The sequence below is a fragment of the Paenibacillus oceani genome (assembly GCF_014705615.1).
GTDB lineage: Bacteria > Bacillota > Bacilli > Paenibacillales > NBRC-103111 > Paenibacillus_AB > Paenibacillus_AB oceani.
Map to the genome: position 1 here is coordinate 49175 of NZ_JACXJA010000028.1, position 15941 is coordinate 65115.

Sequence of the window (15941 nt, forward strand, 5' to 3'; positions counted from 1 at the left end):
GCCGGTTTGGCGGCTGTGCGCCTTGCTTGGTCTTTGCCCGGTTTTGAAGCGGGAGCTTGCTTACTCTCTGTAAATTTGGCGGGTGTGCGTTTCTTCTTGTCCATTCCGTTCTCCTTTGGCTGTGCAGTTCCTGTTGCTACTATATCGCATCCGGCGCAAAAAAGCATCCGCCCTCCCGTTCCCCGGCGGTTTGCATGCGGCCGCTTCGGAACAATGGTATAATAGTGCCATTCGCTGGAGGAGGGTGTGTATGAGCGATTCGGTCAACGCGGCGGCCGCCTTCGGTGGCGGCAAGAAACCGGTCATTCGGGCCGAGGGGCTCGTGAAGCGGTACGGTTCGTTTATCGCCGTGGACAATGTAAGCTTCGAGGTGCACAGAGGCGAAATATTCGGCTTGCTCGGACCGAACGGCGCAGGCAAAACGACGACGATGGAAATGATGGAAGGCTTGCGCCGACCGGATGAGGGAACGGCCATCGTAGCCGGCTTCGATACGCAAAAGGAGCTGAAGAAGGTCAGGCAGGCGATCGGGGTTCAACTGCAATCGACCTCGCTGTTTGACTTATTGAAAGTAAAAGAAATCGTACGCATGTATGCGAGCTTTTATCCGAGCTCGGTTCCGATACAACCGCTTCTTCAGGATATGATTCTGGAGGAGAAGAAAAACGACCGGGTGAAGCATCTGTCCGGCGGCCAGCGGCAGCGGCTTGCGATTGCTCTGGCGCTCGTCAACGATCCGGAAGTGATCTTTCTCGACGAACCGACTACCGGACTCGATCCGCAGGCGCGGCGCATGTTATGGGACATCATCCTGAAACTGAAAAACCGCGGCAAAACAATCGTGCTGTCCACCCACTACATGGATGAAGCGCATATTTTGTGCGACCGCATCTGTCTGATGGACAAAGGGAAGGTGATCGCTCTCGATACGCCGGAGCGGCTTGTACGCAGCCTGCATTCCGAGAGCGCCGTCGAATTCCGGCTGCCCCAGCTGGAGAGAACGGACTTGCCGGACGAGGAACGCCGTGCCGTCCTGGCGGTGCTGGAGAGCGTGCAAGGGGTTACCGGGGTGGATATGAAAAAAGAAGTTTATGTGCTGTACACGGATCGGCTGCAGTCGACCTTGACCGATTGGATCGCGGTTGCGGGAGCAAGAGGACTGGAATTCGCCGACCTGCGCACTCGTACAGCCACGCTGGAAGACGTGTTCATCCATATGACGGGAAGGAGCCTGAGAGAGGAATGAAGGCTTACTTGCAGTTGACGCTCGCTCAGCTCCGGTTGTTTATTCGGAACCGTCAGGTGCTGTTCTGGTCGCTGTTATTCCCGGTTTTTTTTATGGGTATGCTGGGAGCTTTTCTCGGCAACGGCAGCGGCATATCGCTGAACGGAGCGATCATCGATGAGGATCACAGCAGCGCTTCGCGTACGCTGGTCGGTTCGCTCCGCCAATTAAGCCATGTGATCGAACTGAAAGAGGAATACAACAAGGAACAAGCGATGGAAGAGCTGAAGCGGGGCGATCTGCATATTATCGTAGTTATCCCGGACGTTTACGAGGAACAGCTCGGAAAGCATTCCACCAATGCGTATCTCGATCCGCTGTTCGAACCGATGCCCGAAGTGGCCAAGGTCAAGGCGTATTACGACGAGACCAATATGACGACGTCCCAGTTGGCGCTGGCGGTTTTGTCGCAGGTGGTGGACGGCCTGAGCAAGCAGCTTGCCAACTATTCGCCGGTCGTAACGGTGGAATCGGTCGCGGTTCAGTCGCTGAATTTGAAATATATCGATTTTCTCGTCCCTGGCATTCTAGCAATGATGATTATGTCTACCAACCTGAATGGAGTAGCCGGTCAAATCGCTTCGTGGCGCGAGCGCGGCATTCTGCGGAGAATGCAGAGCACGACGCTTAAAGCGTCGACGTTCATCGCCGCGCAGATAACGGCAAGGCTCGTGATGAACGGGATGCAGGCGTTTATCGTCGTGTTCGTCGGCTCGACGTTTTTCGGCACGCAGGTGAACGGGGCGTGGTGGCTGCTGTTTCTGTTCGTCGTGCTCGGGACGCTCACCTTCATGTCGCTCGGCTTCATTATCGCCTCTCTGGCCAAGACGCCGGAAAGCGCCGGGCCGATCGCCGGCTTCGTCTCGTTTCCGATGCTGTTTCTCGGCGGAGTATTTTTTCCGATTAAAGAGATGCCTGTGCTGCTGCAATATGTGGTGAAGCTGCTGCCGATCTCGCATCTGACGACGGCGATGCGCCAGGTGATGAACGTCGGGGCGGATTTTGCGGCGTTGTGGCCGGAGGCGGCGCTGCTCGGCGGCTGGATTGTGGTGGCGTTTACGATCTCGAGTTTTACGTTTAAGTGGGAGTAAGGCGTGACTGGAAGTCCGGAGCCTCGTACTTATAGTCATATTAGAAGAGGATAAGCGATAGTAACGGTTCTCACGGATCGCACAAGGCCGGGCGGATTGGCCGGTCAAGCGATTCGGAGAGCCGTTTTTTGAGGTTCGGACGAAAACGCATACATAAAAAAACCGCAACGTGGCACACTGGTAATGCCGGCATGAAACGTAACGTTATGTAAAGCTGACGCACCTTGTTACACGATTGACACATAAAGTTAATGCTGCGCTAATGATCCGCTAATGCTCCCTTAATGTTTCCGCCTTACAATAAGTTCAGAGGGGAAAGGAGTGTTCGACTGATGATTTTGTATCGTTTGGCGAAATGGATGGAGGAACGTAAACGGTTAAAGCGGCTGATCGCCGAAACCGACGGGGATTCCGCCGTTTACATCAAACAAAAAGCGGATGTCGAGCGTCTCATGATCCGGGAAGCGCACAGATGGCTGGAGCCGGGAAAAGCGGCCGGCGGCCCTGTGTTAACCGTCCGAGAGCAGGAAGAAAGCTATACGCTGGTGCTGACGCAAATGCCTGTGCAGGAACGGATCGCTCCGCTTCCGGAGGTGCTGGCCGAAGTGCGCAGAAGCTCGCTCGAGACGGCAGCCCGTCCCGGCCGGGGCAACACGGGACCGGTACGCGCCGAAGAGCTCGTACCCGAAGAACTGCTGCATATGCCGCTCGTCGGGGAAGATACGATGCAGCCGCAGCTTTGAAACGTTGTGGCATGATAATAACGACAAGTCGATTATCTATAATGAAGGATAAGGGAGCCCGGGCGAATGTCCGGGCTTTTGAATGATTTCGGAGGGGGGCGCTAAGGCGACAAAATGAAAAATAAAACGACCCGGGAGGCCTTCTGCCCTGCTTATAGCTGGGAAGGAAGCGGTTAAGAGCGGTTTGCAGTCTTTATTTTGTCCGAAACCCGCTTGGAGGGGGAAATTAGAGCGGTTTGAGCCTCTTAAAATGGGGAAAAGGGTGCGAACCCGACCAGTCGATGGAAATAAGGGGTGCAAATCGCCTTTATTCCCTTCATTTTCACGATTCTATCGAAAATAAAGGGTGCCAAAGACTCTTATGGGGGACGCCCGCTCAACGAGCGCTCACCGCCCGCCAGTAGCCTCACCTCCCGCCTATCCAATGCCTGCTCACCACGCCCACCCAACGCTCGCTCACCACCCCACCCCCTGTCATACGCAACCGTTTCTCGCAACATTGTACTTTTTTTCACAAATTCGAAACGGAATCGGCCCGATCGTGTGATAAATGTCACGCCGGAAGCGGCCGGTTATCGCCTATACTCAAGGTAGATAGAGAAATGGAGGGATCTGGCATGATCGGCACAAAACCGGCACAAACACACAACGTTGAAGCATGGCGGGAATTCCGGCCGGGGAACTGGCAGACGCGGATTGACGTGAAAAACTTTATCGATACGAACCTGACTCCCTATCTCGGAGACGAATCGTTCCTCGCCGGTCCGACCGGACATACGACGGAGCTGTGGGCGCAAATTATGGAGCTGACCCGCGCGGAGCGGGCCAAGGGCGGAGTGCTTGATGTAGACGTCGATACCGTATCGACGATCGTCTCGCACGGCCCGGGCTACCTGGACAAGGAGAAAGAGAAAATCGTCGGCGTGCAAACGGACGAGCCGTTCAAACGTTCCGTCCAGCCGTTCGGCGGCATCCGTATGGTGGCCGATGCTTGCGAAGCTTACGGGTTCAAGCTGCCGGAAGAGATGATCCGGCTGTTTACCGATATCCGCAAAACGCATAACCAAGGCGTGTTCGACGCTTACACGTCCGAGATGAAGACGGCGCGCAAAGCCGGGATCATCACCGGTCTGCCCGATGCTTATGGCCGCGGCCGGATTATCGGCGACTACCGCCGGGTTGCGCTATACGGCGTGGATCGTCTGATCGCGGGCAAGAAGGAAGAACTGGCCGGACTCGAAGTGGATCAGATGTCCGAAGACGTTATCCGCTTGAGAGAAGAACTGTCGGAGCAAATCCGCAGTCTGGACGAGCTGAAACGGATGGCCGCCGCCTACGGTTACGACATCTCCCTGCCTGCGCAGTCGGCGCGCGAAGCCGTACAATGGCTGTATTTCGCCTACCTCGGGGCGATCAAAGAGCAGAACGGCGCCGCGATGAGCCTTGGGCGCGTGTCGAGCTTCCTGGACATCTACTTCGAGCGCGATTTGAAGGAAGGCGTGCTGACCGAGCAGGAAGCCCAGGAGATCGTCGACCATTTCGTCATGAAGCTGCGTATCGTCAAATTTTTGCGTACGCCCGACTATAACGAGCTGTTCAGCGGAGACCCGACCTGGGTGACCGAATCGATCGGCGGCATGTCGCTGGGTGGCGAGCCGCGGGTTACGAAAAACTCGTTCCGCTTCCTGCACACGCTCTACAATCTGGGCCCGTCGCCGGAGCCGAACTTGACGGTGCTCTGGTCGCCGCACCTGCCGTATAAGTTCAAGGCATACTGCGCCAAAGTATCGATCGAGACGAGTTCGATCCAGTACGAAAACGACGAGCTGATGCGCCCGTACTACGGGGACGATTACGGCATTGCCTGCTGCGTCTCGGCGATGCGCATCGGCAAGCAAATGCAGTTTTTCGGCGCAAGGGCGAACTTGGCCAAAGCGCTGCTGTACGCCATCAACGGAGGCCTCGACGAAGTGCTCGGCATCCAGGTCGGTCCTGCGATGAAACCGATCGACTCGGATGTGCTCGACTACGATGAGGTGGCGAAGGCTTACGACTCTGTCCTGGAGTGGCTGGCGAAGCTGTACATGAACACGCTCAACGTCATTCATTACATGCACGACAAATACTGCTACGAGCGGCTCGAGATGGCGCTGCACGACCGCGACATCGTCCGTACGATGGCTTGCGGCATCGCCGGCTTGTCGGTTGTGGCCGATTCGCTCAGCGCGATCCGTTACGCCAAAGTGAAACCGGTCCGCAACGCGAAAGGGATCGCCGTCGATTTCGAGATTGAGGGCGAATATCCGCAATACGGCAATAATGACGAACGGGTGGACAGAATCGCCGTGGAACTGGTCGAATCGTTCATGAGCAAGCTGAACAAGCATAAGCCGTACCGCAATGCGGTGCCGACGATGTCGGTCCTGACGATCACCTCGAACGTCGTTTACGGCAAGAAAACAGGGACGACACCGGACGGCCGTCAAGCCGGCCAGCCGTTTGCGCCGGGCGCGAACCCGATGCACGGCCGGGACCGCAAGGGCGCTCTGGCCTCGCTGGCTTCGGTGGCGAAGCTGCCGTACGCCTGCAGCCTGGACGGCATCTCGAACACGTTCTCGATCGTTCCGAAGGCGCTAGGCCGGGAAGAAGGGCCTCGTGTGCAAAACCTCGTGTCGATGCTGGACGGGTACGCGACGCTCGGCGGCCACCATCTGAACGTGAACGTCTTCAACCGGGAGCAGCTGCTTGACGCGATGGAGCACCCGGAGAACTATCCGCAGCTGACGATTCGCGTATCCGGCTACGCGGTCAACTTCATCAAGCTGACCCGCGAGCAGCAGCTCGACGTCATCAGCCGCACGTTCCACGGTGAGGTATGACGGGCCGCATCCATTCGCTGGAGACGTTCGGCACCGTGGACGGGCCGGGAATCCGCTTCGTCTTGTTCATGCAGGGCTGTGCGCTGCGCTGCCGGTACTGCCATAATCCGGACTCGTGGGATACCGAAGCGGGCCGCCGCGTGGAGGTCGAGGACATCCTCGCCGAGATCGAGCCGTATGTGGAGTTTTACCGTCTCTCCGGCGGCGGCATTACCGTATCGGGCGGCGAGCCTTCGCTGCAGGCGCCTTTTGTCGCGAAGCTGTTCGCCGCCGTCAAGGAACGGTGGGGGCTGCACACCGCTCTCGACAGCTCGGGCTTCTGCGAGCCGGCGCATGCGGAGGAGCTGCTGCGGCACACCGATCTCGTCCTGCTCGATCTGAAGATGATGAACCGGGAAGCTCATCAGGAGCTGACGACCCAGCCGAACGACAAAATTCTGCGCTTCGCCGAGCATTTGTCCGCCATAGGCAAGGCGATGTGGGTCCGCCGCGTGCTCGTCCCCGGCTGGACGGACTCAATGGAAGAGCTTCGCGGGCTGGGACGGTTTATCGGGAAGCTGCGCGGGGTGGAGAAGGTGGAGGTGCTGCCGTACCACCGGATGGGCGTATACAAATGGCAGGAGCTAGGCCGGGAATATGTATTGGAAGGATGCCCGGAGCCGACAGACAAAGAAGTGGAGCGGGCAATCCATTTAATTGAGGAAGGGCGGAGAAGCATGACGGAACCGCCTCTGCATGCCCAATAGAAAGAAATCGAAAAAAACCTCCGAATCCTTGATCTCTCAAGGCTTTCGGAGGTTTTTCCATCGATCGCGGAACCGCAGCCGATCAATCGAGCTCGATCGCCCAATTGCCGTCGCGGAAAATCGGTTCCGCCCGGCCGTCTGCGGTAATGCCGTCGATATTCATGCTGGACGAGCCCATCATGAAGTCGACATGAATGAGACTGTCATTGGCGCCGCGTTCGGACAACTGCTCCTTGCTCATCTCCGAACCGCCTTCGATCGTGATCGGATAAGCGCGGCCGAGAGCGAAATGGCATGAAGCATTTTCGTCGAACAGCGTATTGTAGAAAATCAGGTTCGTATCGGAAATCGGCGAACGATGCGGCACAAGCGCCAGTTCTCCCAGCATGCGCGCCCCTTCGTCGGTGTCGAGCAGCAGCTTCAGCGTCTCGTAACCTTGCTCGGCGGTAAAGTCGACAACCTTGCCGTTCTCGAACCGGAGCGTGAAATTGTCGATCAGATTGCCTCCGTAATTCAGCGGCTTCGTGCTGCGTACGGTTCCGTTCGCCCCGTCCTTGTGCGGCATCGTAAATACTTCTTCCGTCGGCATATTCGGGTTAAATGTGACGCCCTTCTCGTTGTCGGTCGAGCCGCCGTGCCAGACGTGGTTGTCCGGCATATTCACAGTGAGATCGGTGCCTTCTCCCTTATAGACGAGCTGGCGGTACTGCTTTTTGTTCAAATAGTCCACCGTTTTGGAGAGGCGCGCGTTGTGCTCCTTCCATTCCTGCACCGGATCGTCCAGATCGACGCGGGTCGCTTTCAGGATCAGCTCCCACAGCTTGGCGACCGCTTCGTCCACAGGCAGATCGGGGAACATTTTGGCGGCCCACTCGGGCGTCGGAGTCGAGATCAGCGACCAGGCGACCTTGTGCGCCATCGTATAGTGGCGCCAGCCTTGAAGCGCCGTTCCGGCCGCTTTCGTAGCCGCCGCCACCCGTTTCGGATCGATGTCCTTCAGCAGGTCCGGATTGGTGGAATAAATGCTCAGGAAGCCGGCCCCGTTCGCCGCGAACTCCTCCCAGCCTTTCGCCCGGAACATCGGGTATTCGCTGAGCGCTTCGTCCGGCGCGAGCTCGTACTTGATTTTGGTAATCTCCTCGTCGTTCCATTCCACGTGCACGTTTTTGGCGCCCGCCTCGTACGCTTTGCGGGTAATTTTGCGAACCAGCTCCACCGCAGTCAGCGGCGCGGATACGACCAGTGTCTGTCCCTGCTGCACGTTAATGCCTACGCGTACCGCCAGTTCCGCATATTTCTCCAGATCCAAATCCGTTGGCATCGCAATCGCTCCTTCCAATTCGAACCGTTATGTAGAAATGTTGAAACGCCGGTGAATGAATTCCGCTGCAAGCCCGGATGATGCCTGCGATTGCCGTTGTTCCCTGATTTTTTTAACTATCATTTCAATGTGGAAATCTGGGAACCAAATGCAAACGCTGACGCTTCTACGGCACCCATCCAAGCCCTCCGCTATCATTCACCGGGCTTTTGAGTGTACCCGGTGTACTTGCACTATATCATGCTCGTCTCGGATTTTCAAAATCCGTCCCCAACAAGTTTTCACAAAAAAGCGATTTTGTGTTCATCCGGTTTTGATGTAGAATTGAGTGTGATCCTACTATTAGAAGACTGAAAGGTTTGAAGCCAATGAACGTGGTCGTCTCCAGTCTGAACGCCAAATACATTCATACCTGCCTTGCCCTGCGATATTTGAAGGCGTTTTGCCGGGACGAATTCGATATCGAGATGGCTGAATATACGATTAAAGATCCGGCGATGAATATCGTATCGGATCTGTTCCGGCGGGACCCGGACGTGCTGGGCTTCTCCTGTTATATCTGGAATATCGAAGAAACGATCCGGGTCGTGCGGATGATGAAGAAAATCAAGCCGGAGCTGAAAATCGTGCTGGGTGGCCCGGAAGTGTCCTACGATACGGGCTATTGGATGAACGAGCTTCCCGAGGTCGATTTCATCGTTATGGGCGAAGGGGAGGAGACGTTTCTCCACCTGCTGCGCGAGATTTCGGGCGACCGCAAGTACCACTTCGTATTCGGCGTCGCTTACCGGAACGCGGACGGCGAGGTATGCGTCAATCCGGGACGCCCGAAGCTGAAGCTGGACGATATTCCTTCCCCGCACCGCTTCGAGGAGGACGAGGCGGCGCTGCCTAACCGCGTCGTTTATTTCGAGACGAGCCGCGGCTGTCCGTTCAGCTGCCAGTTCTGCTTGTCGAGCATCGAGGTCGGAGTCCGGTACTTCGATATGGAGCGGACGAAGGCCGACCTGCTGCATCTGATCGATTCCGGGGCGAAGCTGATCAAGTTCGTCGACCGCACCTTTAATATTAAACGCGACTATGCGATGGAGATTTTCCAGTTTCTGATCGACAACCACCGCGGCTGCGTGTTCCAGTTCGAGATTACTGCCGACATCATGCGTCCGGAAGTGCTCGACTTTTTGGCCGAGCATGCGCCTCCGGGCATTTTCCGGTTCGAGATCGGGGTCCAGTCGACCAACGATTTGACGAACGAGCTGGTGAAGCGCCGGCAAAATTTCTCCAAGCTGACCCGGACGGTTATGAAGGTGAAGGAAAGCGGCAAGATCGACCAGCATCTCGATCTGATCGCCGGGCTGCCGGAGGAAGATTACGACTCGTTCCGCCAAACGTTTAACGACGTATTTGCCCTTGGGCCGGAGGAGCTGCAGCTCGGATTTCTGAAAATGCTGCGGGGAACCGGTCTGCGTCATGACGCCGACAAGTACGGCTACGTGTATATGGATCAGGCGCCTTATGAGATACTCGGCAACAGTATCCTGCCGTTCTCCGACTTGATGCGCATCAAGCGGGTAGAGGACGTCCTGGAGAAATATTGGAATTCGCACCGGCTCGACCGCACGGTCCGGTATTTGATCGACCGGCAGTTCGATTCGGCGTTCGACTTTTTCCAACTGTTCGGCGACTACTGGGAAGAGCGCGGCTGGCAGAAGATCGGTCATCAGCTTGAAGATTTGTTCGAGCGGCTGCAATCGTTTCTGGAGCGGCGGGGGACGCCGGACCGGGACGTTGTGCTCGGTCTGATGAAGCTCGATTATTTCATGAACCACAGATACAAGCCGCGCAAAATATGGTGGGACTTCGCTCACGACAAAAATGCGCAGTCGTCGTATTTCCGCATAATGGCGGAACGTCCGGAGCAGGCTTCGTCCGGATTCGCCGCTCTGGGGATGAGCGAGAAAGATCTGTACAAGCACGCCGTGCTGGAGACGATTCCGTTCGATCTGCCCCGTTACGAGGCGGAAGGAACGATCGACCGCAGCCGGAGTACGCTGCTTGTTGTCGTATACGCGGCGGACGGATCGGGGCCTCAGTATTTTACGATGCCGATGCCGTCGCGTGAAGCGGAGTCCGTTGTCCGGAACTAACGCCGATGAGCGGATCGGGGGACGGCTGCAGCCCAGCCTGGAGACGTCGGAGACGGCGTATTTCGGCGAAGACGAGCTGCCTGAGCTGTCGCTCGACCGGAATACGGAATCGCAGATCCGATCGATGTTCGAATATATGCGGAACCCCGGTAAAGAGATCGTTCTCGATTGAGGCGGCTGGGGCATAGGTGGGGATGACCGGGTGCAGACCCTGAAACGGATTTTGAGGATATCTACGTTAAAAGGGCGTCTTCGGTTGTGGGTGGGCCTGCTGATCGCCGCGATGTGTTTGCTGATCGTGCTGTTCATGTCCCTCCCCGTCAAAGTCATCAAGGAACGGGAGATCCATGCCGCGCTGAAGGAAGCGATCGAGGTGCAGCGGCATTTCATCGATAACTGGAAAGCGGAGCGTGCCGCGGATGTCGACTATTTGGCTTCCTTGCCGGGGAGTCGGTCGCTGCAGCTCGATGAGATGAGCAGGCAGATCGAATTGTTCCGGCAGTCGCATGCCGAGTTCGACTCGATCAACTTTGTCAACGCTGCAGGGAAGATGTACTCGGCGAACGGAGGAGGGTTCGAGCTCGACGTATCCGACCGGAATTACTTTACGGCTGCGCGCAGCGAGAACCGGTACGTAACCGAAGTGATGACCGGCCGGGTGAAGGGACAATCGATCATTGCGTTCTCCTCCCCGGTCCGCAGCTACAGCGATGAGTTCGCGGGAGCGATCGTCGCCACGGTCAAGCTGACGACACTGGAAGGCATCGTCAACAGCTTTCAGTTCGGCGAAAGCGGCGAAACGTTTCTGCTCGACCATCACGGGTATCGGATTACGAACTCGCCTGGCGGATCGGAAGTTACGGAGAAGGGCAGACGGTACGATACGGAGATTTACAAGCGGGCGATCGCCGGCGAGCTGACGAGCAAGGCGTACAACAATGTAAACGGCGAGCCTGTATTCGGCGCCTATGCCTGGTCCTTGGACGGAAGGTGGCTGATCGTCGGCGAGACCCGGACGGTCGATATTTATATGCCTTACTGGAAGCTGCTCGTCGTGATGGGCCTTATCTCCGGCTTGGTTCTGCTGGCCAGTTATGCCGCCGCTCTGCTGATCACCCAGCCGGTCGTCGATCTGCTCAGCGCCTTGCTTCAAGGCACGAACCGGATTCGGGAAGGGAAGTACGGCTACCGGATCGATCCGGCTACGTTCCGCACCGCCCCGATCGAGCTGAAGGAGCTGTCGGCGAATTTCAATATGATGTCAGACAAGCTCCAGTCGACGGTCCAACTGCTCAAGGAATCGGCGGTCGTCGATCATCTGACAGAAGTGTACAACCGGCGGTTTCTGATGAACGAAGGGGCGAAGATCGAGGAAGCGTCGGCCAGGGCCGGCAAGCCCTCGTGCATTTTGATCGTCGATGTCGATTACTTCAAGCAGATCAACGACAAATACGGTCATCTGAGGGGAGACCGGGTGCTGAAGCACGCCGCGTCGCTGCTGGTCGCTTGCGTCCGCAAATCCGATGTGGTCGCCCGCTACGGCGGGGAGGAGTTTATCGTGCTGGCTACCAATTGCGATATGAGCCACGGCCGGGAGTTGGGGGAGCGCATCCGGAAATGGTTTCTGAGGAGCCCTTACCGCGAAGAAAACCTGGAGATCGGCGTTACGGTCAGCATCGGCGTATCGCAGACGCGTCCGCACCGCACGTACGGAACGAATACGCTTGAGGATATGATCGAGCGGGCGGACAAGGCGCTGTACCGGGCGAAAAACCAAGGGCGCAACCGGGTGGAGTGCGACGATGCAAGCTGCGAGCCCGAGCCGTAAGAGAGGCTGTAATGGAAAAGGCCGCTTGGAATCGGAGCGATTATCGGAAATAGAAGACCGCGTCTGGAACGGATCGGCCGTTCGGAGGACGCGGTCTTTTTTATTCTGGGCTCGTTCCTCGTTTCTCGTTCACCGTCATCGTCCCGGAATCCAAGCGTTGGCCAATCGTCCGATTCCATCCTCGATCTGTGATTCGCCGAGCCCTCCGAAGCCGAGCAGCACGGTGCAGGACGGTATCTCCGGATCGTCTCCGATCCGATACACAGAGGTCGGATAGACGCGAACTCCGGCTTCGCCGGCGAGCCGGATGAGCTGTTCCTCGTCCGGACCGTCTGCCGCTTCGAGCAGCACGTGCAGTCCGGCGCTTCCGCCGATGAGGCGGAAATGCGGCTCCAGCCGATGCTTGACCGCCGAGGTAAGAGCGGCGAGCTTGCGCTGATAGACGCTGCGCATTTTGCGGATATGCCGCTGCATGTAGCCTTGCGTCATGAACAGCTCCAACGTTTTCTGGTGCAGCGGGGACGCCAGACGGTCGAACGGATGAAGCGCGGCTCGCGCGAATTCGGCGAGCGCTGGCGGCAGCGCCGTGTAGCTGAGCCGGAACGCGGGCGCCAGCGCGCGGGAGAAGGTGCCCATGTAGATGACCGAGCTCGCCGTATCCAGTCCTTGAAGGGACGGGATCGGCAGACCCGCATAGCGGAATTCGCCGTCATAGTCGTCCTCGACAATCAGGCCGCCCGTCTCCGCCGCCCAGTTCAGCAGTCTCCGCCGCTTGCCGACCGACATGACCATGCCGTGCGGAAACTGGTGCGACGGCGTCGTGTAGACGAGCCGGGCGCCGGAGTCGTACAAGTCCTCGATCCGGATGCCGTCCGGTTCGAGCGCAAGCGGCACGAGCCGGTAGCCGTGCAAGCGAACAATCGAGGCGATGCCGTTGCTGATCGCGCCTTCTACGGCGAATGGCGTAGCTTCCGGCGAATAGGGCGTATTTTGCAGCAAACGGCATATTTGCTCGACCGAATGGTGTGTGCCTGCGCCTACGACGATGCGTTCCGGCGGACAGACGACGGCGCGCGCCCGGTAGGCGTAGTCGGCTACCGCTTCGCGGAAGCCGGGCTCGCCGAGCGGATCGCCGTAGCGGAACAAGTCCCGGTGCTCGGGCAGAAAACAGCTGCCGAGCAGTCTTTTCCACAAGGAAAACGGGAAGTGGTTCAAGTCCACGTCTCCATAGGTGAAATCGATCGCGATATCCGGTTGCTTGAGCGGGGCGGACGGGAAGCTGCCGGTCCCGGAGAGGGAACGGGCGGAAACGCCGTCGTTACCGGTGCTGAGGAGGAGGGGCGCCGGACTTCGGCGTTCGAGGTCGGGCTCGGACGGCCGGATCGTTATGCCGCTGCGGGGACGGCTCTCGGCATAACCTTCGGCGAGCAGCTGCTGGTACGCAGCTTCCACCGGCGTGCGGCTTATGCCGAGATGGGAGGCGAGCTTGCGGACGGAAGGCAGCTTCGAGCCGGCGGCCAGCCGACCGGCTTCGATTTCGCGGCGGATATGGCGGTACAACTGGCTGTATAGAGATTCGGAAGACGTATGGTCTAATAAAGGGAGAAGCTCCATCAGATGCGCCCCGCTCCTTTCTTTCCTTGAAGGAATCGTTCAACTGTCATCTTGAATATTGATAATCTGGATATTTTCGAAATGTCAGAATTGCCATATCGTAATAGTATCACGAACGATTCCGTTAACGAAAGGAGCAAACCAAGCCATGATCCCGATTCATCCCCGTATCGAAAAACTGCAGCCTTATGTGGCGGGAAGCCGCCCGGAGGAAGGCGTCCGCGCGCTCAAGCTGAACCAGAACGAGAACCGTCACCCGCTCTCGCCCAAAGTGGAGGCGGCGATCCGGACGCTTAGCCCGGAGATGCTGCAGGAATACCCGGATGCCCGCTGCGACCGGCTCCGGGAAGCTTTATCCTCCGTGCACGGCGTTCCAGTATCGTCCATTCTGTGCGGCAACGGGTCGAGCGAGCTGATTACGCTGCTGTTCCGCACCTTTCTCCGTGAAGGCGATACGGTGGCCGTACCGGACCCGACCTTCGCCCTGTACGCCAATGTGGCGGATATTGCAGGCGTCCATGTACGCGCCGTGCCGACGGACGCGAACTTCCATATGGAGCCGCTCGCGCTGGCGGCCGCCGCTCCGCAGGCTGTCATTTTGGCCAATCCTAACGCTCCTACCGGGGTATGTGTCACGGCGGATCGCATCGAGAAGCTGCTGCAAACGTATAACGGGCTTGTCGTGATCGACGAGGCGTACATCGATTTCGCTCCGGACGGCACTTCGGTGCTCGGTCTGACCGAACGGTACGACCACCTGCTCGTGCTGCGGACGTTCTCCAAGGCGTATTCGCTCAGCGGAGCGAGAGTCGGCTTTGCGGCCGGCAACAAGCGTCTGATCGACGCGATGCTGAAGGGCCGGGAGACGTTCAGTGTCAATGGGTTCGCCCAGCTCGTAGCCGAAGCGGCAGTCACCGATCAGGCTCACAAGAACGAGATGGTGGGCCGTATCCTGAGCACCCGTGAACGGTTCGCCGCATCCCTGCAGGCGGCCGGCTGGACCGTATGGCCGAGCACGACCAATTTTATGCTCGTCTCTCCCCCTCCCGGAAGCCTGGTGGCTCAAAAGGTGTACGAAGGGCTGCTCGCCCGGCATATTTATGTGCGGTATTTCGCCGCTCCCCGCCTGGATGACAAGCTGCGTATCAGTGTCGGAACGGACGAAGATATGGATCTTTTGCTGGATGCGCTGCTTCGGATCGAACGGGGCGGAGACGCGGCGATGAATCGGTAAGACGAGTTTGCGAAAGGCTGGCCGGTTGATGGCCGGCCTTTTTACTTCCATTTATAATCCGGCATACCCATGTGCTGGAGCCTCACAAACCGCCTTTATTCACTTCGGTCTTTGGAATTGGCTGCAAATAAGGGGTGCCAGAGACTCTGATTTTGTTATAAAGTCGGCGATTATTCATTTATTGGCAAACGCTCTTACGGGCAATCCGCCTGATCGAACGGTATAATGAAACTATCGATTGTTTGCGCAAGCGTCGGAAGGGGAGAAACAGAAATGAGAGAGTCGTCAGCGTACGGAGGCGGAAGAACGGCTGTGGTAGCCGGTGCGACCGGACTGGTCGGGAGAGAGCTGGTACGGCAGTTGCTGGAGGAGAGCGCCTATTCGAAAGTGATCGCGCTGGTCCGCCGAACAACGGGGATGGAGCATCCGTATCTGGAGGAGCGGCTGACGGACTTCGACCGGCTCGAAGCGGCGGGCGGCGATTTCTCCGGAGCGGATCTGTTCTGCGCGCTCGGGACGACGATCAAGAAGGCGGGATCGCAGGAGTTATTCCGCAAGGTCGATTTCGATTATCCGCTGCGGTTGGCAGAGCTCGGCAAGCAGGAAGGGATTCGCTCGTATTCGCTGGTGTCGGCGATGGGAGCGAATGCCCGGTCCGGTATTTTCTACAACCGGGTAAAAGGGGAGGCGGAGGCGCGCATCGCGGCGCTTGGACTTCGTGCGGTGTTTCTGTTCCGGCCTTCTCTGCTGCTTGGCGAGCGTGACGAATTCCGCAGAGCGGAGCGGTTCGCTTCGGCTGTCTCCAAACCTTTGTCCTGGATATTCGCCGGTCCGCTGCGCAAATACAAGCCTGTGGAAGGGGCTGCGGTGGCGGCGGCGATGATTGCTTCCGCGCTGCCCGGAAATGCCGGAGTCCATATTCTCGAATCCGATGAGATCGCCCGCGTCGCCCGGCTGTACAACGCCCGCCATTCCCGGTAACGGGGATAGGAAGTTGATCGGATCGCCCTATGGCGAACGCTCGTCCGTGCCGCCTATAATGGGATGACAGCA

At 57.9% G+C, this 15941-nt stretch carries 12 protein-coding genes; 10 read left to right on the top strand and 2 right to left on the bottom strand.

The window, feature by feature from the left end; all coding sequences use genetic code 11:
• Nucleotides 1–250 precede the first annotated feature (250 nt).
• The 5 genes from IDH45_RS20035 (at nt 251) to pflA (ending at nt 6744) form a co-directional block, all read left to right on the top strand.
• Nucleotides 251–1246 carry an ABC transporter ATP-binding protein gene (locus tag IDH45_RS20035; RefSeq protein WP_190929905.1) on the top strand — a complete coding sequence of 332 codons (996 nt, stop codon included), beginning with the start codon at nt 251–253 and terminating at the stop codon, nt 1244–1246.
• Nucleotides 1243–2376, top strand: a complete 1134-nt coding sequence (locus IDH45_RS20040; RefSeq protein WP_190929906.1) for an ABC transporter permease — start codon at nt 1243–1245, stop codon at nt 2374–2376. The genes IDH45_RS20035 and IDH45_RS20040 overlap by 4 nt, the downstream gene beginning before the upstream one ends.
• A gap of 332 nt (nt 2377–2708) precedes the next feature.
• Nucleotides 2709–3119: a hypothetical protein gene (locus IDH45_RS20045; RefSeq protein ID WP_190929907.1), complete on the top strand. Its 411-nt coding sequence runs from the start codon at nt 2709–2711 to the stop codon at nt 3117–3119.
• Nucleotides 3120–3736: 617 nt separating this feature from the next.
• Entirely contained in the window at nt 3737–5998 is a 2262-nt protein-coding gene (pflB, locus tag IDH45_RS20050) for a formate C-acetyltransferase (RefSeq protein WP_190929908.1), read from the top strand.
• Nucleotides 5995–6744, top strand: coding sequence for a pyruvate formate-lyase-activating protein (pflA, locus tag IDH45_RS20055; RefSeq protein WP_190929909.1), 750 nt, complete (start codon nt 5995–5997; stop codon nt 6742–6744). Before pflB ends, pflA begins: the two co-directional genes overlap by 4 nt.
• An 82-nt stretch (nt 6745–6826) precedes the next feature.
• On the opposite strand, the gene IDH45_RS20060 is transcribed toward pflA, so the two are convergent.
• Complete coding sequence (locus IDH45_RS20060; RefSeq protein ID WP_190929910.1) at nt 6827–8065, bottom strand: aminopeptidase; 1239 nt, start codon at nt 8063–8065, stop codon at nt 6827–6829.
• 368 nt (nt 8066–8433) lie between these two features.
• Here IDH45_RS20060 and IDH45_RS20065 point away from each other — a divergent pair, with 368 nt between their 5' ends.
• The 3 genes from IDH45_RS20065 to IDH45_RS20075 are packed head-to-tail and all read left to right on the top strand — an operon-like array spanning nt 8434 to nt 12040.
• Nucleotides 8434–10212 carry a B12-binding domain-containing radical SAM protein gene (locus IDH45_RS20065; protein WP_190929987.1) on the top strand — a complete coding sequence of 593 codons (1779 nt, stop codon included), beginning with the start codon at nt 8434–8436 and terminating at the stop codon, nt 10210–10212.
• Nucleotides 10199–10384 (top strand): NUDIX hydrolase, encoded by a 186-nt coding sequence (locus IDH45_RS20070; RefSeq protein ID WP_190929911.1) that lies wholly within the window; start codon nt 10199–10201, stop codon nt 10382–10384. Before IDH45_RS20065 ends, IDH45_RS20070 begins: the two co-directional genes overlap by 14 nt.
• Before the next feature lie 30 nt (nt 10385–10414).
• Entirely contained in the window at nt 10415–12040 is a 1626-nt protein-coding gene (locus tag IDH45_RS20075; RefSeq protein ID WP_190929912.1) for a sensor domain-containing diguanylate cyclase, read from the top strand.
• A gap of 135 nt (nt 12041–12175) precedes the next feature.
• Here the strand turns inward: IDH45_RS20075 and pdxR are convergent, their stop codons facing one another.
• Entirely contained in the window at nt 12176–13654 is a 1479-nt protein-coding gene (gene pdxR / locus IDH45_RS20080; protein ID WP_190929913.1) for a MocR-like pyridoxine biosynthesis transcription factor PdxR, read from the bottom strand.
• 148 nt (nt 13655–13802) lie between these two features.
• On the opposite strand from pdxR, the gene hisC reads away from it, so the two are divergent.
• Together hisC and IDH45_RS20090 are read left to right on the top strand one after the other, a co-directional pair.
• Nucleotides 13803–14888, top strand: coding sequence for a histidinol-phosphate transaminase (hisC, locus tag IDH45_RS20085; protein WP_190929914.1), 1086 nt, complete (start codon nt 13803–13805; stop codon nt 14886–14888).
• 273 nt (nt 14889–15161) lie between these two features.
• On the top strand, nt 15162–15869 hold the full coding sequence (locus tag IDH45_RS20090) for an NAD(P)H-binding protein (protein ID WP_190929915.1): 708 nt from the start codon (nt 15162–15164) through the stop codon (nt 15867–15869).
• Nucleotides 15870–15941: the final 72 nt, after the last annotated feature.

What these genes read in the sequence shown, in the direction of transcription:
- IDH45_RS20045 (WP_190929907.1), top strand. Translation starts at nt 2,709, where the DNA reads ATGATTTTGTATCGTTTGGCGAAATGGATGGAGGAACGTAAACGGTTA.
- pflA (WP_190929909.1), top strand. Translation starts at nt 5,995, where the DNA reads ATGACGGGCCGCATCCATTCGCTGGAGACGTTCGGCACCGTGGACGGG.
- hisC (WP_190929914.1), top strand. Translation starts at nt 13,803, where the DNA reads ATGATCCCGATTCATCCCCGTATCGAAAAACTGCAGCCTTATGTGGCG.
- IDH45_RS20040 (WP_190929906.1), top strand. Translation starts at nt 1,243, where the DNA reads ATGAAGGCTTACTTGCAGTTGACGCTCGCTCAGCTCCGGTTGTTTATT.
- pdxR (WP_190929913.1), bottom strand. Translation starts at nt 13,654, where the DNA reads ATGGAGCTTCTCCCTTTATTAGACCATACGTCTTCCGAATCTCTATAC.
- IDH45_RS20090 (WP_190929915.1), top strand. Translation starts at nt 15,162, where the DNA reads ATGAGAGAGTCGTCAGCGTACGGAGGCGGAAGAACGGCTGTGGTAGCC.
- IDH45_RS20065 (WP_190929987.1), top strand. Translation starts at nt 8,434, where the DNA reads ATGAACGTGGTCGTCTCCAGTCTGAACGCCAAATACATTCATACCTGC.
- IDH45_RS20060 (WP_190929910.1), bottom strand. Translation starts at nt 8,065, where the DNA reads ATGCCAACGGATTTGGATCTGGAGAAATATGCGGAACTGGCGGTACGC.
- IDH45_RS20035 (WP_190929905.1), top strand. Translation starts at nt 251, where the DNA reads ATGAGCGATTCGGTCAACGCGGCGGCCGCCTTCGGTGGCGGCAAGAAA.
- pflB (WP_190929908.1), top strand. Translation starts at nt 3,737, where the DNA reads ATGATCGGCACAAAACCGGCACAAACACACAACGTTGAAGCATGGCGG.